The sequence below is a fragment of the Vibrio sinaloensis genome, from assembly GCF_023195835.1.
Classification (GTDB): domain Bacteria; phylum Pseudomonadota; class Gammaproteobacteria; order Enterobacterales; family Vibrionaceae; genus Vibrio; species Vibrio sinaloensis_C.
Genome location: NZ_CP096199.1, coordinates 1495032 through 1516822 on the forward strand (window position 1 = coordinate 1495032; position 21791 = coordinate 1516822).

Here is a 21791-nt window from a genome sequence, read left to right on the forward strand (position 1 = left end):
TTTTACGCTGAGATATTTGCACAAAAAGAACTAATTTACTGATTTATAACTAGTAAAAAGTTGGTACAGCACTTGCTATTACTCGCCTAGGTGAATATTCCGTTCTAACTGGAACTGAGCAATGCTGAAACAACAACTAAAACAATCCGCCACAACCAATGGTAAAGCACGCTGGTATGCGTTTGAGCATACGGTTGAGTTAACTAACCTCATTCCCCCTACAGTCAGTTATGAAAGTGGTGGGCATACGCTGATCGTCGGTCCCACCTCAATCATTGAAAGCGCCGCCCAACAGCTTGAGCAGATGAGCAGTCTCACCTTGCTCTCAACCGATGGTGAACCCGGTGAACATAGTCGTCTTTTCTTTGCCAACACCGTCGAGATCAGTGGCTTTCTCGGTGCTTTTAAAGTGCTCACTGATAATAAAGGGGTCGAGGTCAACCTAGCCAGCATCGCCATCAACCATGACTGTTTTGATGTCGTTCTCGACCTCTGCCTAAATAGCTGCATGACTGAAGAAGTGCCCGTACCTGGTTACTATCCGGTTGGGCGCGGTCACCCCAAGCTCGCTGATGCGCTTGAAGAAATACCGACCTTGATGGGGACCTTTGATAAGCCAAAGTTCTTTCGACTAGATACGGATCTTTGTGCGCACAGTTCTCGTGGTGTCAAAGGATGTGAACGATGCGTTGACGCTTGCCCTGCTGGAGCGTTGTCGAGTGAAGGTAGCGACAAAACCGGACATAAAATCGAGATCAATCCATATTTGTGTCAGGGGGTGGGGACTTGTGCCACGGCCTGCCCGACAGAAGCGATTCATTACGCTTTACCTAACCCACAAGAAACGCAAAAGTTTATAGAGCGGACGTTAGCCAACTATGAATCTCAGGGTGGGTTGGAACCGATCATCTTAATCTGCAGCTCTCGTCACGAGTCTTATAACGTCATGGCGCTGCAAGCATTGCCAGACAATGTCATCCCCATCGTTGTCGAAGAGTTACCCTCTGTTGGCATTGATTCTTGGTTCGCAGCTCTGGCTAATGGCGCGACACAGGTTTTGTTTGCAGCGAGCCGCCATATGCCAGCGACCATCTTACGTATTCTCAACAGTGAAGTATCCATCGCTCAAACACTACTTGAGCAACTGGGTATCGCTAAAGAGACGATCGACATCCTTTACCTTGAGTCGCTTCGAGAGGGCACGCCAACCCTATGTCATGACTCATTTGATCTCGCTTTGGGTGAGCTAGAAGGTAACAAACGTCAGCGCCTATTTACTGCATTGGATGCGCTGGCGCAGTCGCGAATTCCCGTCGACAACATCGTTGAACTGCCCGCAGGTGCACCATACGGAAACATTTCGTGCCAAAGCAGCGACTGCACCCTGTGCATGAGTTGTGTTGCTGTCTGTCCGACGCGCGCTTTGCATACGGATGGCGCGTCGCCATCGCTCAAATTCGTCGAGCAAGATTGTGTTCAGTGTGGTCTGTGTGTCAAAGCCTGCCCAGAACAAGTCTTGACCATGACGCCAAGGATCAATTGGGATCAACAAGCCCGTCAGCAAGCACAAGTGATTCACCAAGAGAAGGCGGCCGAGTGCGTGCGTTGCCACAAGCCTTTTGCCCCTCAGTCGATGATAGACATGCTGCAGAATAAGTTACGCGGTCACTCGCATTTTGCTGATGATACGGCGCTCAACCGTATTGCGATGTGTGAAGACTGCCGAGTCGTGGATATGTTTGAAGCGATGGCCGACGACCCAACCAAACAACTCAACTACTAAGACAGGATGTGAGCAATGGAACAAGATTATCAATCCATTCGTAGCGATATTTACTTGGTGTTGGCAGCGCTTTTCCGTCAAGCCCCGAGCGATGAGATGCTCGCCTTTCTGTCATCTCTGGAAACGGAGTCTTCCGATAGTGCTATGAAGCACGCATGGCTGCAACTTTCACGCGCCGCTCGAGAAAGCCAATCCGCATCGCTTGCAGACGAATACCAAGAGCTGTTTATAGGCATCGGGCGAGGTGAGGTGATGCCATTCGCTTCATGGCATCTCACTGGCTCATTGATGGAGAAGCCCCTTGCCGATATTCGCCACGATCTAGAACTACTGGGATTTGAACGCGCGCCTAGTGTGAAAGAGCCAGAAGATCATATCAGTGCATTATGTGAAGTGATGGCGGCGCTAACCAACGAAGCAGAGCAAACTCAGCAGCGATTCTTTAACCGTCACATCGCCCCTTGGTTCGAATCCCTGATTAAACAAATTGTTCAGGCGCAGCACGCGAATTTTTATCAAGCGGTCGCGCAGTTGTGCCTCGCATTTTTCACCATAGAGCAAGTGCGCTTTAGTGAGAAACCAACAAGCAGTAAAAACAGAGCAAAAATTGATGTAAAGAACGTGACTGAATATGAGCAACCTCAGTCTTAAGCGTCACATTGAGAACAGTACCTACGCCAAAGGTAAGGAAGCAATAATGAAAGAGAACAAAGAGTTGAACCAGGGTCGAAGAGACCTGCTCAAAGGAATAACCACAGCCGCTGTCGCGGGTGCGGTTGTCGCGGGTACGACGAAAGCGGCCACTGCTGCAGAAACAATCAGCCCGCAGCAAGAAGTAAAGAAAACCGGCTACCACGAAACGCAACATATCCGTGATTACTACGAAACGCTATAGGAGCTAAACGATGAAATTAGTTAAACGCTCCGACAGCGTCATTAAAGAGCAAAATCAGTTAGGCGTTTCGCGCCGTACCTTTATGAAAAACAGTTCACTGGCTGCCGGCGGTGCGGTAGTGGGGGCGAGCTTATTTGCCCCAGGGATGATCAAAAAAGCCCAAGCCAAAGCGGTAGACTCTAACGCCAAAACCGAAGTCAAACGCACAATCTGTTCACACTGTTCTGTCGGTTGTGGGATTTACGCCGAAGTGCAAAATGGCGTTTGGACTGGACAAGAGCCAGCGTTTGACCACCCATTTAACGCTGGTGGACACTGTGCTAAAGGCGCTGCGCTGCGTGAACATGGCCATGGCGAACGACGCCTCAAATACCCGATGAAGCTTGAAAACGGCAAATGGAAGAAGCTCTCTTGGGATCAAGCCATCGAAGAGATTGGCGACAAAGTATTAGACATCCGCAAAGAGTCTGGTCCCGATTCAGTTTATTGGTTAGGCAGCGCCAAGCACAATAATGAACAAGCGTATATGTTCCGTAAAATGGCGTCACTGTTTGGTACCAACAACGTCGATCACCAAGCGCGTATCTGTCACTCAACAACGGTGGCGGGTGTTGCGAATACGTGGGGTTATGGTGCGATGACCAACTCGTTCAATGACATGCACAATTGTAAGTCGATGCTGTTTATTGGATCGAACCCAGCAGAAGCGCACCCAGTCGCGATGCAGCACATCTTGATCGCAAAAGAAAAGAACAATTGTAAGATCGTGGTTGCCGATCCTCGTCGCACGCGTACGGCCGCCAAATCTGATCATTATGTTTCTCTTCGTCCGGGCTCAGATGTGGCCTTTATTTGGGGTATTTTGTGGCATGTCTTTGCTAACCAATGGGAAGACAAAGAGTTTATTCATCAACGCGTGTTTGGTATGGATGAAATCCGTGAGGAAGTCGCCAAGTGGACGCCAGCTGAAGTAGAGCGCGTTAGCGGTGTTTCTGAAGCAGACGTGTACAAAACGGCCAAACTTCTGGCCGAAAACCGCCCAGGTTGTGTGGTTTGGTGTATGGGAGGAACTCAGCACACCACAGGTAACAACAATACTCGCGCTTACTGTGTACTCGAATTGGCGCTCGGCAACATGGGCAAGTCGGGCGGTGGTGCCAACATTTTCCGTGGTCACGACAATGTACAAGGTGCGACGGATTTAGGCGTGCTTTCTCATACCCTACCTGGTTATTACGGTCTCTCTGATGGTGCTTGGAAGCACTGGTCGAAAGTGTGGGATCTGGACTACGAATGGGTCAAAGGTCAGTTTGATCAAAACGAGTACCGAGGCAAAAAGCCAATGAACAACATGGGAATCCCAGTCTCACGTTGGATCGATGGCGTACTTGAAAACAAAGACAACATTGAGCAAAACGACAACATTCGCGCCATGTTCTACTGGGGACACGCAGTGAACTCACAAACCCGTGGGGTAGAGATGCGTAAAGCGATGCAAAAGCTCGACATGATGGTCATTGTTGATCCATACCCAACAGTGGCGGCAGTCATGAATGACCGCACTGATGGTGTTTATCTACTGCCAGCGACCACTCAGTTTGAAACCTATGGCAGTGTGACGGCATCAAACCGTTCAATTCAGTGGCGCGACAAGGTCGTTGATCCACTATTTGAATCTAAGCCCGACCACGAAATCATGTACTTGTTGACCAAGAAACTGGGTTTTGCTGATCAACTGTTTAAAAACATCAAGGTAGAAAACAATCAGCCTCTAATTGAAGACATTACCCGGGAGTTTAACCGTGGTATGTGGACCATAGGCTACACAGGTCAAAGTCCTGAACGACTCAAAACGCATCAGCAAAACTGGCATACGTTCCATAAAACCTCGCTAGAAGCGGAGGGTGGGGCTGCGCACGGCGAGACCTATGGCTTGCCTTGGCCGTGTTGGGGCACTCCAGAAATGAAGCATCCAGGCACGCACATCCTCTATGATACCTCTAAACCTGTTGCTCAAGGTGGCGGCAACTTCCGTGCTCGTTTTGGCGTTGAGTTTGAAGGCAAAAATCTGCTTGCAGAGGACAGCTACTCGAAAGGGTGTGAGCTAGAAGATGGTTATCCAGAGTTTAACGACAAGCTGCTTAAAGCGCTGGGTTGGTGGGATGACCTCACCGCAGAAGAACAAGCCGCTGCAGAAGGTAAAAACTGGAAAACAGATTTATCAGGCGGGATTCAACGAGTGGCGATCAAGCACGGATGTATTCCATTTGGTAATGCCAAAGCGCGCGCGGTGGTCTGGACGTTCCCCGATCGCGTACCACTCCATCGTGAGCCGCTCTATACGCCGCGACGTGACTTGGTTGCCGATTACCCAACATGGGATGACAGTGAGTCTATTTATCGCTTGCCGACCATGTATAAGTCGATTCAAGACAAAGATGTCTCGGGTGAATACCCGATCATCCTGACCTCAGGCCGTTTAGTTGAGTACGAAGGTGGTGGTGATGAAACTCGCTCAAACCCTTGGCTAGCGGAGCTTCAACAAGAGATGTTTGTTGAAGTTCATCCGAAAGATGCCAACGATCTTGGTTTCAGAGACGGCGATATGGTTTGGGTTGAAGGTGCCGAAAAAGGGCGAATCCATGTTAAGGCTATGGTGACTCGCCGAGTTAAGCCGGGCATGGCGTTTATACCTTTCCACTTCGGCGGTAAGTTCCAAGGGGAAGATCTGCGCTCTCGATACCCAGAAGGAACCGATCCCTATGTGATTGGTGAGTCGGCGAACATTGCCACGACCTACGGTTACGACCCAGTCACGCAGATGCAAGAAACCAAAGTCACCCTATGTAACATTCGCAAAGCGTAAGGAGTCAACAGATGGCTAAAATGAAATTCCTTTGTGACACCAAACGCTGCATCGAGTGTAACGGCTGTGTCACTGCATGTAAGAACGAAAACGATGACGCGCTGGAGTGGGGTATTCAACGCCGACGCGTTGTGACACTCAACGATGGTGAGCCAGGAGAAAACTCGATTTCTGTAGCTTGTATGCACTGTACAGATGCCCCTTGTATGGCGGTATGTCCAGCAGATTGCTTTGAGCACACAGAAGATGGCATCGTGCTGCACAACAAAGATCTGTGTATCGGTTGTGGCTACTGTCTGTTTGCGTGTCCGTTTGGCGCCCCTCAGTTTCCAAAACAGGAAGCCTTTGGTGAGCGTGGCAAGATGGATAAGTGTACTTTCTGTGCCGGTGGCCCTGAAACTGAAGCTGGCTCTGTCGAAGAACGTCAGAAGTACGGTGCTAACCGTATCGCTGAAGGCAAGCTGCCAATGTGCGCGTCACTGTGTTCAACCAAAGCCTTATTGGCGGGCGATGCAGAGAAAGTCTCTGATATTTTCCGTCAACGTGTGGTCGAACGCGGAGCGAAAGGTGCTGGTTGGACCGATGGTAACGACTTGTCTTACGACGCTACCAAAAGCTAATCCTGGAGAGAGTCATGTTTTCACTACTTAAACGTGCACCTCTTGCAATGCTGTCGCTGTTGGCAGCATTGTCTTTTGCTTGGTCGTTGCCCGCATACGCTGAGCAAAGCGAGTCTCAAGTTGCACAACGCGAAATGACCCAACTGGCGGGCGCTGATTTTTGGCGTCAAGTACGTCAAGGGGAGCAAGGGTATACCACCTCTCAGTTTCCTGAACATGGAACGCTGATCAGTACGCCCGGACAAGCTTGGTACATCTTGAAAGAAAAGTGGATGTCTCCTGCAGGCGCTGTGGCCATATTTGGCAGTATCGCACTGGTCACCATGATGTATATCGTCATCGGCCCAATCATGCTCAGCGCACCAAGGACAGGGCGTAAGATCAAACGCTGGTCGAGACTCGATCGTGCTCTTCACTGGAGTATGGCATTCACTTTCTTGACCCTGGCATTTAGTGGTTTGATGTTGGTGTATGGAAAACACTTTCTTAAACCTTATATCCCTGCCGATCTATGGGGCTTCATCATTATGCTCGCTAAGCAGTACCACAATTACATTGGGCCGATCTTCTATGTATTGTTGCTGTGTGTGCTAGTGAAATGGTGGCGCAAATCCATCTTTAGAAAAGTGGATTTGCATTGGTTTATGAAGCTTGGTGGCATGGTGGGCAAACATAAAGGCTCTCATCCTTCAGCAGAGTTTTCCAATGCAGGCGAAAAAGCGCTGTTCTGGATGCTGATCGTGGTCGGTAGTGTGGTTGCTCTGAGCGGACTGGTGCTTGACTTTCCAATCTTTGGTCAAACGCGCCGTGATATGGAAATGTCGAATCTGGTGCACATGATTGCGGCCTTGATCCTCATCTGTGGCTTCGTTTTCCATATATATATCGGCTTATTCGGTATGGAAGGCGCATTAGAGGGAATGGTCACAGGTGAGGTTGATGAAACCTGGGCAAAAGAGCACCATGATCTTTGGTATCACGAAGTGATGGAACAAGAGAAACAAGAGCAAGCAGTTAAGCCTGTTCGACGCGTAGAAGGAGTCGCTGCTGATGAACAAACCTCATAAAGGGATTTGGGTTGCGTATATCCTTAGCTGTTTCACTCCTTTTACCTGTTTAATTTCTGGGGTGATTGCTATTGTTTACGCCGGATATCGATTGGACAAAGGCGAAGACGGCGAGGTATTGGATTCTCATTACTATGGTTTAATTCGTACCTTCTTCTTGAACTTGACCTATTTTGTGGTGCTAATCATTACCGTCGCCACATCTAACGGTGTGTTATCGGGTGTCAATGACTACTGGTACAACAGCCAACTTATTGATCAGGTGGCATACTACATACCCTATGTGGGCTTTGCATTTGGCATAGTCGCGATTGTGGTCTGGTTTATTAGAATGTTTCAAGGCATGACTCGGCTACGGGACAACCAACCATTTAGCTTCTCAAAAGGCCCCAATTTGTAATCTCGACAGCCCTGCAAATATTGATGCAGGGCTTTTTTGTGCACCATCGCTGAGCGCATGCATTTGGTGCAACCTCACCACATTAGTGCAATCTATAGCTAGTTAAGCTCGAATTAATCCCATCAATAATAGTTCCTACAACTATTTAGATAGATATATCAACATCTTATATTACTCTCCTGCACCTACTAGCAAATGGCACACTACTTGCCACACCCTTGCTCTGAATTAATTCACCAAACTGGTGAGAAAAACACCCTGCTGCACATAAAAAGTGCGCAACAATCAAGATGGAGACGATACCGATGAGCGTAACAGCCAGTCAGGTACATGGAGCAGTACAAACCCTGACGCAAAGTTCTGACACACTATTTCTTTTACTCGGTGCCATAATGGTGTTCTTAATGCACGCGGGTTTTGCCTTCCTAGAAGTCGGAACGGTTAGACACAAAAACCAAGTCAACGCTTTGGTAAAAATTCTTGCGGATTTTGGTATATCAGCCCTCGCATATTTCTTTATTGGCTACTGGGTAGCCTATGGTGCCAATTTTTTCGCCGACGCGCAGACACTGTCACAGGGTAATGGCTATGAGTTGGTCAAATTCTTTTTCTTGTTAACCTTTGCTGCCGCGATTCCAGCCATCGTTTCTGGCGGTATTGCCGAGCGCGCGCGTTTCTATCCTATTTTGGTTGCCACTTTTTTAACCGTCGGCTTCGTTTACCCTCTGTTTGAGGGCATGATTTGGAATGGTAACTTCGGTCTACAAGCCTGGTTCGAAACTCAGTTTGGCTATGGATTTCATGACTTTGCTGGCTCTGTCGTCGTTCATGGCGTCGGCGGGTGGATAGCCTTGGTCGCAGTGCTATTCTTGGGCATGCGTAAAGGCCGGATTCGCGCGGGTAAGCATACCAACTTTGCTCCTTCCAACATTCCATTCTTGGCACTTGGTGCCTGGATCTTATGTGTCGGATGGTTTGGATTTAATGTGATGTCTGCGCAAACACTGAACGGAATTAGTGGTCTAGTCGCGATGAACTCACTAATGGCCATGGTCGGTGGTATCGTAGCAGCGCTCATCGCAGGCAAAAATGACCCGGGCTTTATTCATAATGGACCACTCGCGGGCCTTGTGGCGGTGTGTGCTGGTTCTGACTTGATGCATCCGATTGGCGCGTTGGTCACAGGTTCGATTGCCGGCGCCTTGTTTGTCTACCTGTTCACTTACCTACAAAACAAAACCAAGATTGATGATGTTTTGGGTGTGTGGCCATTACATGGCGTGTGCGGCGCTTGGGGCGGCATTGCTGCAGGTATCTTTGGTCAATCCGCAATGGGCGGACTTGGCGGCGTGAGCTTAAGCGTGCAAATCCTTGGCACATTAGCAGGCGTTGTCATCGCTTTGATCGGCGCGTTGATCGTCTATGGTATTATCGACAAAGTGTACGGTTTAAGGCTCAGTGAAGAGGATGAGTTCAACGGTGCGGATCTCGCTATTCACAAAATCTCATCCACGAATGAAGATTAACCTATGAATAGGTTAAGAGGGCGGCTGCGATGCCGCCTTTTTTGTTTAACCTCACAAAACTTACGTAAATTGAGTGTTCTTTCGACCATGGTCTAACGCAAGGTACTAGGGCTATATGGGCGGCAGTGCTAAGCTGACAATATGGATACTAACAAGGATGCAGTATGAACTTTCCGTATCGTAATGTCGTGATATTAACCGGCGCAGGCATTTCAGCCGAGTCAGGGATTCAAACTTTTCGTGCTCAAGATGGACTGTGGGAAAATCACCGTATTGAAGATGTCGCCACGCCTGAAGGATTTGAACGTGATCCGGACTTAGTGCAGGACTTTTACAATAAACGTCGCATTAGCTTGCAAGAGGACCATATCGAACCTAACCCTGCGCATGTGGCGTTGGGAAAACTAGAACAGCTGCTCGATGGTAAAGTCACCATCATTACCCAAAATATTGACAACCTGCACGAGCGCGGCGGAAACACTAATGTCATCCATATGCATGGTGAACTGCTCAAGGCTCGCTGTAGTGTTTCTAACCAGGTTGTGGAAGAGAAAGGGGAGCTTAAGACCGGCGATCTCTGTCACTGCTGCCAAATCCCTTCACAAATGCGCCCGCACGTCGTTTGGTTTGGTGAAATGCCGTTGAGAATGGGCGACATTTACGCCTCGCTCGAAGAAGCAGATTTGTTTGTATCAATTGGTACCTCTGGGGTTGTCTATCCGGCTGCCGGATTCGTACACGACGCAAGAATGCATGGCGCGCACACGATTGAAATCAACCTAGAGCCGAGTGCGGTTGAAAGTGAGTTCGAAGAAAAACGCTACGGAAAAGCCAGTGTTGAAGTACCAAAGTTAGTGGATGAAATTCTGGCACTGCAGCAACCAAACATCAAACACGCCTAATCTAGGTTAGATAGCGCTCAATGCTTGCGTTGAGCCTTTTTCATCGCATACATCGCCTGATCTGTCTTTTCCAAAGCAACGGCGAGTTCTTTGTTGCTCGTAGTTTCGATACCGTAGCTAAAGAGAATCTCTTTGCCTTGCAGATAGTGGTTTAGTTTTTCAATAAAGGCTTTGCCGTGTCCGCTTGCAGTTACAATCACAAATTCGTCACCACCCACCCTGAAGGCTTGCTCGCCACTATTTTTTACCTGGGATATGGCACTTGAGAACTCGATCAACAATAGATCGCCGACAGCATGTCCTTGGGTATCATTGACGACTTTAAGACCGTCTAAGTCTAGATAAATGAGGTCAAAGCGGTCCAGTTTAATGTCTGAGAGTTTTTTGCGGTTATACAGCCCTGTCAACTCATCGATAGAGGCTCGCTCATTGATTCGTTTAAGCAAGTTGGTGATGCCAAAGGCGATCAGCAAATAGGCGATTTGAAGGCTGCCGTCTTCAATCATGGTATCCAACAACTCATGACGGTCTGAAATCTGATCAAGCACTTTCACTTCAGTGAGCACATCATAGGTTTGATTCAAAATCAGGATCAGAAAGCCGTACTTGATATAGATGTTGTCGAGAATGGTGTTGCGCGAGATAAAAAAGATGAAGATGAGGACGAACAAGGTATTGCTCTCGAACCACACATCGTAGCGAGAATCGATCAGCTCAGCGTGGGTAAGAAACGCGATCAGCGTAGAGAGCACAAACAGCAAGCACAATATGACAAGTACAATCATATATTTTGACTTCATCGCATATCCTTAGCTAACGTGAGCAGTACTCCCTAGATACAAAGAGAGCGGCTAGATGCCGCTCTTTAAGTATATCGCTTAAAAATCAAAGCGTTTAATTATCTACTTTGAGTTTCTGGAAGTACTCGTCGTAGAGAACGCTTGCTTCGCCAACTTCATCTTGCCATGTACCGCTGTCCATCACCTCTTGAGGCGGGAAGATACTGGTGTCATTGGCAAACTCTTCTGGTAGTAGTGCATGAGCAGTCGCGACAGGAGTAGGGTAACCAATCTCTACCGCAATCTTGGCTGCATTTTCAGGACGAAGTAGGAAGTCGATCATTTTGTGCGCCGCTTCTAGGTTTTTCGCACCCGCAGGGATTGCCAAGCTGTCCATCCAAAAAATGGTGCCTTTCTCTGGCCAAATGATGTCGATTGATGCGCCTTCTTCACGAGCCATGTAGGCAGAACCGTTCCAAAGCATGCCCAGTGACACTTCACCTGCTAGGTATGGGTTTGCAGGGAAGTCTGAGTTAAACACCAACACGTTTGGCATCAGTTTCTTCAGCTCTTCATAAGCGGCTTTGATTTCATCTGGGTTGGTCGTGTTTGGCGAGTAGCCCAATTTGGTCAATGCAATGTGGAACACTTCACGTGAGTCATCCATTAGCATCAGTTGGCCTTCCCACTTGCTATCCCAGAAGTCATCCCATTTAGTGACAGATGATTTATCTAACATATCTGAGTTAATGCCAATCCCTGTCGCGCCCCAAATGTAAGGGATAGAGTAGCTGTTGCTTGGATCGAAAGGTTTGTTAAGGAAATTAGGGTCCAAGTCGTCGAAGTGAGATAGCTTTGATTTGTCGATTTGCTGCAACATGCCTTCTTTGCGCATTTTAGACACAAAGTATGTCGACGGTACAACAAGGTCGTAGCCAGAACCTTGAGTCTTCAACTTAGCGTACATGCTTTCGTTAGACTCATAAGTAGAGTAAATGACTTTGATTCCAGTCTCTTTCGTAAAGTCTTCAAGAACTTCGTTTGGAATGTATTCAGACCAGTTGTAGAAGTAGAGTTCTTGATCAGCCGCCATCGCAGGCGTCGTGAATAGCGTCGCTGCGCATAGCGCACTTGCGTAGAATTTACTTTTCATTTGTTTTCCGTCTTTATCTGTGTTCCTTCAACATAGGGTGGCCCCAGATATGCCGAATATTATGGAAACTGATGATTAAACCTGCTTGTCGTATCGACAAACCTAGCAACCGCTAAGTATATCAGTCAAAAACGAAAATAGGCAGCCAACGCTGCCTATTTTTGCTTAACTTCGGTTTATTGACCGGCTTTTAGCTTCAAGAAGTACTCTTCATATTTAGTAGTCAAATCACCCACGGCATCTTGCCATTCAACACGGTCTAAGTCTTGTTGAGAAGGGAAAAGTGGCTCAATGTCTTTAAACTTCTCGTTAGACTTTGCCACGGCGGTTAAATAACCGGTATCGCGCGAAATCTGTTCGGCAATCTCTGGACGCAACAAGAAATCAATCATCTTATGTGCCGCGTCTACGTTTTTAGCCCCAGAGGCAATCGCAAAGTTATCGACCCAGCCAATGCCACCTTCTTTCGGAAACACCAACTTTAGGTTCATACCTTCGTTTTGTGCCGCTGCTGCGCTGCCGTTCCAAAGCATACCGACGCCGACTTCACCAGACATGTATGGCGCACCTGGATTGTCTGAGTTGAACAACAAAACGTTCGGCATTAGCTTTTGTAGCTCAGCGTACGCTTGGTCAATTTGTTGTGGATCAGTTGAGTTGCCCGAGTAACCCAGTTTGCGCAAAGCGATGTGGAATACTTCACGCGTGTCATCCATCAACATCAACTGACCTTCAAGTTCTGGATTCCACAAATCTGCCCAACTTTGGAAGTCATTTGGGTCATACATGTCGGCGTTGACGGCTAAACCAGTGATCGCCACAACGTGCGGAATAGAGTAGTCATTGTTAGGATCGAATGGCTTATCTAGGTAATTACGGTCTAGATTGTCAAAGTTGGATAGCTTTGATTTATCAATCTTTTGTAGCATTCCTTCGTCACGCATCTTAGCAACGAAATACGTCGATGGGACGACCAGATCGTAGCCTTGATTGTGTGTCTTTAGCTTGGCATACAAGGTCTCGTTCGATTCATAAGTGGAATAGATAACCTTGATCCCCGTTTCCTCGGTAAACTGCTCTAGAAGGCTAGAGTTGATGTACGGCCCCCAGTTCATGAATACCAATTCTTTGTTTTCGTCCGCCGCGACTGCGTGTGACCACAGGGACAGCGCACATGCACTACCAGCTAATAAAGTAGCCCATTTTTTCATTTACGTTAGCTCCAAACCAAACGTGGCCTTTTAATCATGTGATTATTCGGCCTTAGATAGAAAAACAGAATGGCGCCAAGCCATTCTGCTTAGTGAAATTAGAATCGTGTGTTACTTCACTTTCTCTTTTGCTAGCAATTGTGAAGCAATTACCAGTACCAGAGAGACCACCAACATGACCGTTGCTAAAGCATTCACTTCAGGAGATATTCCCACCTTAACCATAGAGTAGATCTTAAGGGGTAAGATCTCGTAGGTTGGACCTGTAACGAAGGAGCTGATAATGACATCGTCCAACGACAAGGTGAAGCTGAGCAGCCAACCAGCCGCAACGGCAGGCTTTGCCAATGGCAAAATGATCTGTTTCAAAATAACCCACTCGCCGGCACCAAGATCTTTTGCCGCCTCAAGCATTTTCACATCAAAGCCATTTAAGCGGCTATACACAGTGACCACCACAAATGGCAAACAAAAAGTGATGTGAGCAATCAATAGGGTCAAAAATCCAAGCTGCGCCCCTAACACTAAAAACAGTGCGAGCAGTGAAATCGCCATCACAATATCAGGCGACATCATCACCACAAACAGCATACCATTAACAGCACTTTTTCCCTTAAAGGAGTAGCGAAACAGAGCAACCGCCGTCAAGCTGCCGATGATGGTCGCTGCTGTCGCAGAGAAGACGGCAACATTGATCGAGTGCCAGGCAGCTTGCATCAAGCTGTCATTGTTGACTAAGGTCTCGTACCATTTGGTGGTAAAGCCATCCCATTTCATGCCAAATTTATTGGCGTTGAATGAGTTGACGATGAGTACGATGATTGGCAGGTACAAGAATGCGTATACCAATGCCATAAAGCTAAATCTAACTGTACGTCCCATCAGTCTAGCTCCACTTTCTTATTCAATAGTTTGCCCGCTCGATAGTAGGCGTAAAGCATGACCGCCATCGCTATGGTAAGGGCGATGCTGGTTGCGGCGCCAAATGGCCAATCCCGCGCATTGAGTACCTGACTTTTGATCACGTTACCAATCAACAGGTTCTTAGCTCCGCCAAGTAAGTCGGAAATATAGAACATACCGAGTGCGGGCAGCAGCACCAACAGGCATCCACCGATGATACCAGGGGTGGTCAGAGGTAAAATCACCTTGGTAAAGGTTTGAAATTTATTTGCGCCCAGATCTTTCGCCGCTTCGATATAGGTGTGATCCAGTTTTTCAATCGCAGAGTAGAGCGGCAGAATCATAAACGGCAACAAAATATAGACCAAACCAATCATGACGGCGGTCTCTGTGTACATCAGGCGGATCGGCTTATCGATGATCTCTAATGCCATAAGAGACTTGTTAAGAATACCTTGAGTACCTAAAACAATTTTTAACCCGTAAGTGCGAATAAGCGAGTTGGTCCAGAAAGGAACAATCACTAAAAACAACATAATCGGGCGCCATTTGTGCGGCATTTTTGCCACAATATAGGCAAATGGATACCCCACAATCAAGCAGATGAGCGTGGCAATGATCGCCATATAAAAAGAGTGCAGCAGCACTTTGGCATACAGAGGATCCAACAGGCGCACATAGTTATCGAGGGTAAACGTCAACTCAATCAGATTGGCTTCGTCTCGGGTTAGGAAACTGGTACCAATAATCATCAGGTTAGGCACCAACACGAACAGTGTTAGCCAGCCGACAATCAGAGTGATGATCGCGTTTTGTAGACTAATCGTCTTGGCTTTCATTGAGGACGACCTCCCAGCTTTCAACCCAAGTAATCGCCACTTTTTGGCCTAAAGAGTGATCGACGTCTGGATCGTCTTCATTGAAAAACTCACTGACCATCACACGCATACCTGATTCGAGTTCAATAACTGAATCCAGCGTCATTCCCTTATAGGTTCGTTCGGTCACGTGACCGACGATGCCTTTTTGTTCAGACTCTTTGATTTCTTCAATGCGTAAGTCTTCTGGGCGAAGCAGTACTTGCAGTTTGTCGCCATGATTGGCCGATTTATCGCAGTACACAATCGAGTCGACACCTTCGATGTTGGCGCGGATACGCTTGTCATCAATACGTTCGATCATGGTGGCGTTGAACACGTTGATCTCACCGATGAACTTAGCCACAAACAGGTTTTTAGGCTCTTCATAAATCTCTCGTGGCGAGCCGTCTTGCTCAATCACACCGTCTCGCATCACGATGATGCGATCCGACATAGACAAAGCCTCTTCTTGGTCGTGGGTCACAAAAATAAAGGTAATGCCTAGCTGACGCTGCAGCTGCTTAAGCTCGATTTGCATCTGTTTGCGCAGCTTATAGTCGAGCGCAGAGAGCGACTCATCAAGTAGCAAGACTTTAGGCTTATTAACCACGGCGCGAGCAATGGCAATACGCTGTTGCTGACCGCCGGACAGTTGATGCGGCTTGCGCATCGCCATACTATCTAAGCGTACCATGCGCAATGCTTCCATCACTCTTGGTTCAATATCGCTTGAATTGACTTTTTGCATGCGTAAGCCAAAAGCGACATTGTCGAAAACCGTCATATGAGGGAAGAGGGCGTAACTCTGGAATACCGTATTAACGTGACGCTGTTCTGCAGGGAGCTGAGTAACATTTTGTGTATCAAGGATGATCTCGCCCGTGTCAGCGGTTTCAAATCCTGCGATCATTCTGAGCACTGTGGTTTTACCACAACCCGATGGGCCAAGAATCGTCAAGAACTCGCCATGGTTCACATCCAAATTTAAATTACCGATGATTTGCTTACCATCGAAGCTTTTACTAATACCAGTAAGGCGCACCACTGGTTGTCCTGCATTATTGGTCGCGTTCAACGTCTGTATTTCTCCCATTTGGGCTTCGTTATAAACGATGTATCGTTACATGATTTCGAGGCGCGCATCATAATCACCAATAGTGTGAAATTAAAGCATTTTCTCAACTTGAAATAGAAAAAATTTTGCAGGTAAAAGTAAAGATTTCTTACCATACTGACTTTACTAGCGGATACCTGCTTGTCTAACGAAACAATTTGTCGATTTCTCATTGAGATAGAGAGACTTACCGACGCGCATTGTGGTTAAGTATCAACCAATCAGACAAGAAAGCAAGTGGATGTTTGAGATCCGTTTTTAGACTTTGAACGCTTGCAGTATAATAAGGCGTATTTTAATCAACAGATTAGCTTAGTGGCCCGGTTCATTAGGTATTGGACTCAAGAATGAATAATGACATTGAAAAAGATTTCAATTTAGGTGGGAGCATCGACAGAGCGCTTTCTGGAGACTACGAGCTCAAAGCAGGAGACGTATTACGAGAGGCATGGCAGCATACTGCCAAAAACTTTCTCTCTTTTTCACCTTCGATCGTAATTTTGATCGTTTTGCAGTTGGCTATTTTTTACATTGCTTTGAAGCTGCAGTTGGGTAATCCAGGCATTATCATTGACGCTTTTACTAACCCTGAAGCCTTTGACCCCAGCATTTTTACTGCCATCATGGTCGCCAACTTTAGCTATGAAGTGATCAGTGCGCCGATTTATGCGGGAATCAGTTTAATGGCGATGAGTCATGCTGCCGGTTTAGCGACCAAACCAAGACACATCGCAAAAGGGCTGCAATATACTGTGCCGGTGATTTTAGCGACTCTATTTAGCCTTATGCTTCAAGGCGTAGCAGGGATGATTTTCCCGTTCTTGTCGCTGTACTTGTCTTTAGCGTTTAGTAACTCGATTTTGCTGATCTGTGAGAAGCAGGTTCCACCCATGCAATCGCTGCTACTGTCGCTGCGCGCAGTCAACAAGAAAATCTTAGTTCTCGCGGGAATTTACCTGCTGATTTCTATCATGTTTGTTGTTGGCATGATGTTCTATGGCATTGGCCTGATTATTGTTCTGCCGTTTTTCTTCCACGTGAAAGGCGTCATTTATCGCAACATGTTTGGTATCAAACTAAAGATAGTGGCTTCCGATCAACCTCAAGATAAAGATGATAATAGTGATGACGATTCACAAGTGTTCAATGCGTAAAAGTGAATTTTTGGCTATCGCTACAGCTGGCATTATTGCCGGCTGTAGTTTTTATAGCTATGAGAAAAATACCCAACAGGTTGTCAACGAGCTCTCGGTCTCACAGACACAAGCGCGAAAAGTGGGGGATGCCCCGGATTTTGCTTCGATATCCGATGTAACACAGAAAAAACAAACTTTCTTCGATTACTTAAGGCCAGGCATAGCGTTGGAGAACAAACGTATCCAAAAAGAGCGCCAACGTTTGGAAGCCATCCAGGCAAACTTTGTTGAGAAAAAATTATCCAAAAGCGAGCTTCAAGATGCGAAACGTTTGGGGCAACTTTACAGCCTCGAACTCCCTTCGCAAGGTGTCAACGAATCATGGCTTGATGAGATGTTACATCGTGTTGATGTGCTCCCTGAAGCGCTGGTACTAGTCCAAGGCGCTAATGAGTCGGCATGGGGCACATCGCGTTTTGCCACACAAGCCAATAACTATTTCGGCCAGTGGTGTTACTCAGCCGGATGTGGCCTGGTTCCACTACAAAGAAGCGAAGGCATGACCCATGAGGTGGCTAAGTTTCGTTCGGTACAACAATCCATCCACGGCTACTTTATGAACGTAAACCGCAACACTGCCTATCAGGATTTGCGTCAAATCCGCTATGAGCGCCATTTAGCTGGTCAAAGCCTGACCGATATCGATGCGGCGATGGCATTAACCGAAGGATTACTCAAGTACTCTGAACGTGGTGAGGCCTATGTCAATGATCTCCAAGCGATGATCAGGCACAATGAGTCGTTCTGGGAAACTCCCTTGGCAAATCAATAAGAAAGATATCAATGAAAAAAGTAACGTTAGCCCTATTAACCGCCGCGCTCGCTACAGCCGCAGCCCTGCCTGTGCACGCTCAAGAATACATGTTTACCTACTCGAAGTTATTCTCTCATATGAAGCAGAATGCGAAAGAGGGGCATGACGATGTTAAAGTCGGTTTCTTCTTTTTAAACGCAGACACGAAACAACTGTGTGAGATAGAAAAAGCCTGGATGGAAAAAGAAGAGCATTATGAAGAGCTGAGCGTTTCACCTCATCGGGAAGTCTTGGTTCCACTAGACAATAACCTGCGCTCAGCCAACCCACTGGTGTTTGTTCGCACGCCGATGGACCAACGCTGCGACTTTTCTATGGTGGTGATGACCAAACAGCCGATGTCTGGCGAGGTTAGCTATGATCAAGTCAAAGTTTTACTTCCGCAAATGCAAGCTATTCTAGAGCAGTTAGGGGGGGTGTTCGCTAGTTGGTTTACTCCAGATGTTGAAGGGGTGACCTTGGAGTTTGCTCAGGATCTTAACTCCGAAATCGTTTTCTCAAACGGTACCCGCAAACCCATCATCGATGGCAAAGTGCAAGTTGCACTTGAAGAAATCGGTGAGGGAGGAACTATGACTCTGCCAGCGGAAACTGCTAGAGTGCTCCCGTACTTGCCTAAAGCGAATTAGGGTCAGCCCACAGAGAAGAGGTCGCATCAGGCGGCCTTTTTATTATTTGAACGACAAAAACACTCGATGCTAGACAGGTAAACTCATTTTTCCCCGAGATCGACGTGCAAACATTTAATCCTCGCCAAAAAGCTCGTATAATCCACGCCCCAAAGAAACACATTAACTAGGATGTCCTACTGTTGGTGATACCAACATTGTGAGAGCACGTAATGACACAAGTAGATACAAGAAAAGAAACCCTCGAATTCAACAAACTTCAAAAGCGTTTGAGAAGAAATGTTGGCAACGCTATCGCAGATTACAACATGATTGAAGAGGGTGATGTTGTAATGGCCTGTATCAGCGGGGGGAAAGACTCCTTTGCGATGTTGGATATCCTATTGAATCTACAAAAAGCCGCTCCAATTAAGTTTGATGTCGTCGCGGTGAACTTAGATCAGAAACAGCCAGGCTTCCCTGAGCACATCTTGCCAGACTATTTCGAAACGCTGAACATTCCTTACTATATCGTCGACAAAGATACCTATTCGGTGGTCAAAGAGAAGATCCCTGAGGGAAAAACCACTTGTGGCCTTTGTTCACGCTTGCGTCGTGGCACACTTTACTCATTTGCTGAGAAGATTGGCGCGACTAAGTTGGCGCTGGGCCATCATATGGATGATATTGTTGAAACCATGTTTTTGAACATGTTCCATGGTTCACGCTTGAAGGCAATGCCACCTAAACTGCGTTCAGATGATGGTCGCAATGTAGTTATTCGCCCATTAACTTACTGTCGCGAAAAAGATTTGGTGAAATACGCGGAGCACAAGCAATTTCCAATTATTCCGTGCAACTTGTGTGGCTCACAAGAAAACCTTCAGCGTCAATCAATTAAAGCGATGCTAATCGAATGGGATAAGAAAACACCAGGTCGGGTTGAGGCTATCTTTAAGTCTATCCAGAATGTAAGTCCTAGCCAGCTTGCGGATAAGAACTTGTTTGATTTCGTTAACCTACCACTGGATCGAGACGGCAATAGAGAAGAATACCAATTTAGCGAAGCGACGGTTTCGTCAACCAACATTGATGAGTCGATGTTTATCGACGTCACCAATGTTTAATACCAATTGAACTAAAAAAGGAAGATAGTGACTATCTTCCTTTTTCTTATCTAATCAAACTTTAAATCGCTGTCTTTGGATCGAGTGGGCTGATGTAGCCTTGCGGTTTTAACGCCAGTACATCACAGTTGATTTTATCGATCACGTGTTCAGCGGTATTGCCGATAAACACGGCAGACAGCCCGGTACGACCTGTAGTGCCTATAATCACCATTGCTGCATTGAGCTTATCTGCGACGTCAGGAATCACGTCTTCAGGCAAACCTTGTTCCACCACTGTTTGCTCCTCATCATAGCCATGTTTCTGACGTAGCGCTTTCATCGCGGTGAGGTGATGCCCTCGCACTGCATCGGTATAAGTGGCTGGGTCGAACTCAGGAAGTTCAATGGTGATATTCGCGGGCGTAACAGGGTAGGCGTTGACCAAGTAGGGTTTGGCACCTAAACGTTCGGTCAGGCTGTTGAGCTGTTCAACCATCGAATCATTGAGGCCAAGGTGAGTGTCATTTTCGGAACCCACATGTACTGAAGCAAGAATACTCGCATCATCGGGCCACTGTTCATTTTTAACCAACAATACTGGGCATGGACACTTGCGGAGTAAATGCCAATCTGTAGGGGTGAAAATCACCGATTCAAGTACATCGTGCTTACGTGTCCCTTTGATCACAATATCGTGCTCGCCAGAAAAGACTTCTGCGATGATCGCTTCATAAGGGCGGTTGTGCCACACCACACGCACATCAAACTCAATCGCGTCGCTGACGTAGCTTTTAGCGATCTTGCGCATCCACTGCTCACGCTGATGGATAACCCCACGACGCATTGCGTCTCGCTCATCGACAGAGAGCATAGAGGTCATATCATAGGAGAAATCATAAATAGAAAGAAAGAAGGTGACCCGACTTGGAGAACGGCTTTTCTCGGCCAATTGAATGGCGCGGGCTAATGCAGGTTGCTCGTCTTTATTGATGTCAGCTACGACCAAAATCTTGTTATAGATACTCATATATTCTCCTTAGAGATGAGGAGGGTTATATGATTAATGTAGCTTAGTTAAGACGAGAGTATTAGTAAAAATTGCAGGATAAACAGAGAAGTATGATGTAGCTCTATTTCAATTGAAAACCGAGCTACATCATTGAAAGGTATTATGATTCTGATGAAACGCCGGCTAGCTCCATCAGTGCATCATGGTCAAGAATAGTGATGTACTTGCCTTTAACACTGAGGATTTCGGACTTTTGGAAGCGGCCTAACAAGCGTGAGATAGTCTCAACGGTCAAACCCAAGTAGTTACCAATATCACCACGAGTCATGGTTAGACGAAACTCACGAGGGCTAAAGCCACGTTGAGAGAAACGAGTAGAGAGGTTGTACAAGAACGCCGCTAAACGCTCTTCAGCATTCTTCTTTGACAGCAATAGGATCATTTCCTGATCGCCTTTGATTTCATTACTCATCAAACGCATGATTTGCTGGCGAAGCTTCGGCATCTTACCCGATAGGTCATCGAGAATTTCGTAAGGAATTTCACACACCATCGAGGTTTCAAGTGCTTGAGCGAAACTTGGATGCTGGTCACCGGTAATCGCATCAAAACCCACCAAGTCACCGGCGAGATGAAAGGCTGTGATTTGTTCGTCGCCTTGCTCGGTAATGGTGTAGCTTTTGATTGTGCCTGAACGAATTGCATACAGAGATTTGAGTTCATCTCCGGCTTTAAACAACTCTTGTCCTTTCTGGATTGGCTTTTTACGCTCAATGATTTGGTCTAGCTGATCAAGCTCAGACTCGTTGAGTGTAAACGGGATACAAAGCTGACTGATGCTGCAGTCTTGGCAGTGAATAGCACAACCACCGGACTGAATTCGCTTTGTTGCAGGCTTTTCAGAAATCATAACAACCTTTCACTATTTGATATACATCAATATTTTAGCACCCATTAAGCGTAAAGGGTAGTGCAA

General features: G+C 46.9%; 21 protein-coding genes. 13 read left to right on the plus strand and 8 right to left on the minus strand.

Annotated features, from left to right (window positions below; all coding sequences use genetic code 11):
* The first annotated feature begins 121 nt into the window (after positions 1-121).
* From MTO69_RS06825 to cobB, 9 genes are all read left to right on the plus strand, one after another.
* Positions 122-1783 carry a 4Fe-4S dicluster domain-containing protein gene (locus MTO69_RS06825; RefSeq protein WP_248327720.1) on the plus strand — a complete coding sequence of 554 codons (1662 nt, stop codon included), beginning with the start codon at positions 122-124 and terminating at the stop codon, positions 1781-1783.
* Between the two features lie 15 nt (positions 1784-1798).
* On the plus strand, positions 1799-2434 hold the full coding sequence (locus MTO69_RS06830; protein WP_248327722.1) for a TorD/DmsD family molecular chaperone: 636 nt from the start codon (positions 1799-1801) through the stop codon (positions 2432-2434).
* Between the two features lie 46 nt (positions 2435-2480).
* Positions 2481-2678 carry a transcriptional initiation protein Tat gene (locus MTO69_RS06835; RefSeq protein ID WP_248334433.1) on the plus strand — a complete coding sequence of 66 codons (198 nt, stop codon included), beginning with the start codon at positions 2481-2483 and terminating at the stop codon, positions 2676-2678.
* A gap of 10 nt (positions 2679-2688) precedes the next feature.
* Positions 2689-5544: a formate dehydrogenase subunit alpha gene (locus MTO69_RS06840; RefSeq protein WP_248327724.1), complete on the plus strand. Its 2856-nt coding sequence runs from the start codon at positions 2689-2691 to the stop codon at positions 5542-5544.
* 11 nt (positions 5545-5555) lie between these two features.
* Positions 5556-6164 (plus strand): formate dehydrogenase FDH3 subunit beta, encoded by a 609-nt coding sequence (fdh3B, locus tag MTO69_RS06845; protein WP_248327726.1) that lies wholly within the window; start codon positions 5556-5558, stop codon positions 6162-6164.
* A gap of 14 nt (positions 6165-6178) precedes the next feature.
* Positions 6179-7231, plus strand: a complete 1053-nt coding sequence (locus MTO69_RS06850; RefSeq protein ID WP_248327727.1) for a formate dehydrogenase subunit gamma — start codon at positions 6179-6181, stop codon at positions 7229-7231.
* Positions 7215-7631 (plus strand): hypothetical protein, encoded by a 417-nt coding sequence (locus MTO69_RS06855; protein WP_248327729.1) that lies wholly within the window; start codon positions 7215-7217, stop codon positions 7629-7631. Before MTO69_RS06850 ends, MTO69_RS06855 begins: the two co-directional genes overlap by 17 nt.
* A gap of 305 nt (positions 7632-7936) precedes the next feature.
* The gene (locus MTO69_RS06860; protein WP_248327731.1) at positions 7937-9157 is read left to right on the plus strand and encodes an ammonium transporter; all 1221 of its coding nucleotides are present in this window, start codon (positions 7937-7939) and stop codon (positions 9155-9157) included.
* Between the two features lie 164 nt (positions 9158-9321).
* Positions 9322-10059, plus strand: a complete 738-nt coding sequence (gene cobB / locus MTO69_RS06865) for a Sir2 family NAD+-dependent deacetylase (protein ID WP_248327733.1) — start codon at positions 9322-9324, stop codon at positions 10057-10059.
* Positions 10060-10076: 17 nt separating this feature from the next.
* On the opposite strand, the gene MTO69_RS06870 is transcribed toward cobB, so the two are convergent.
* The 6 genes from MTO69_RS06870 to potA form a co-directional block, all read right to left on the minus strand.
* Positions 10077-10859, minus strand: a complete 783-nt coding sequence (locus tag MTO69_RS06870; protein WP_248327735.1) for a GGDEF domain-containing protein — start codon at positions 10857-10859, stop codon at positions 10077-10079.
* 94 nt (positions 10860-10953) lie between these two features.
* Positions 10954-11991: an extracellular solute-binding protein gene (locus MTO69_RS06875; protein WP_248327736.1), complete on the minus strand. Its 1038-nt coding sequence runs from the start codon at positions 11989-11991 to the stop codon at positions 10954-10956.
* 176 nt (positions 11992-12167) lie between these two features.
* Positions 12168-13202, minus strand: a complete 1035-nt coding sequence (locus tag MTO69_RS06880) for an extracellular solute-binding protein (RefSeq protein ID WP_248327738.1) — start codon at positions 13200-13202, stop codon at positions 12168-12170.
* A gap of 111 nt (positions 13203-13313) precedes the next feature.
* Complete coding sequence (gene potC, locus MTO69_RS06885) at positions 13314-14084, minus strand: spermidine/putrescine ABC transporter permease PotC (RefSeq protein ID WP_248327740.1); 771 nt, start codon at positions 14082-14084, stop codon at positions 13314-13316.
* The gene (gene potB / locus MTO69_RS06890) at positions 14084-14944 is read right to left on the minus strand and encodes a spermidine/putrescine ABC transporter permease PotB (RefSeq protein WP_248327742.1); all 861 of its coding nucleotides are present in this window, start codon (positions 14942-14944) and stop codon (positions 14084-14086) included. Before potB ends, potC begins: the two co-directional genes overlap by 1 nt.
* On the minus strand, positions 14925-16058 hold the full coding sequence (potA, locus tag MTO69_RS06895; RefSeq protein ID WP_248327744.1) for a spermidine/putrescine ABC transporter ATP-binding protein PotA: 1134 nt from the start codon (positions 16056-16058) through the stop codon (positions 14925-14927). The genes potB and potA overlap by 20 nt, the downstream gene beginning before the upstream one ends.
* A gap of 368 nt (positions 16059-16426) precedes the next feature.
* On the opposite strand from potA, the gene MTO69_RS06900 reads away from it, so the two are divergent.
* From MTO69_RS06900 to ttcA, 4 genes are all read left to right on the plus strand, one after another.
* Positions 16427-17233 (plus strand): hypothetical protein, encoded by an 807-nt coding sequence (locus MTO69_RS06900; RefSeq protein WP_248327746.1) that lies wholly within the window; start codon positions 16427-16429, stop codon positions 17231-17233.
* Positions 17226-18047: a glucosaminidase domain-containing protein gene (locus tag MTO69_RS06905; RefSeq protein ID WP_248327748.1), complete on the plus strand. Its 822-nt coding sequence runs from the start codon at positions 17226-17228 to the stop codon at positions 18045-18047. Before MTO69_RS06900 ends, MTO69_RS06905 begins: the two co-directional genes overlap by 8 nt.
* Positions 18048-18058: 11 nt before the next feature.
* Positions 18059-18718, plus strand: a complete 660-nt coding sequence (locus MTO69_RS06910; protein WP_248327750.1) for a DUF2987 domain-containing protein — start codon at positions 18059-18061, stop codon at positions 18716-18718.
* A 212-nt stretch (positions 18719-18930) separates the two neighbouring features.
* Complete coding sequence (gene ttcA / locus MTO69_RS06915) at positions 18931-19824, plus strand: tRNA 2-thiocytidine(32) synthetase TtcA (RefSeq protein ID WP_248327752.1); 894 nt, start codon at positions 18931-18933, stop codon at positions 19822-19824.
* A gap of 61 nt (positions 19825-19885) precedes the next feature.
* On the opposite strand, the gene uspE is transcribed toward ttcA, so the two are convergent.
* Together uspE and MTO69_RS06925 are read right to left on the minus strand one after the other, a co-directional pair.
* On the minus strand, positions 19886-20833 hold the full coding sequence (gene uspE / locus MTO69_RS06920) for a universal stress protein UspE (RefSeq protein WP_248327754.1): 948 nt from the start codon (positions 20831-20833) through the stop codon (positions 19886-19888).
* 142 nt (positions 20834-20975) lie between these two features.
* Positions 20976-21725, minus strand: coding sequence for an FNR family transcription factor (locus MTO69_RS06925; protein ID WP_248327756.1), 750 nt, complete (start codon positions 21723-21725; stop codon positions 20976-20978).
* Positions 21726-21791: the final 66 nt, after the last annotated feature.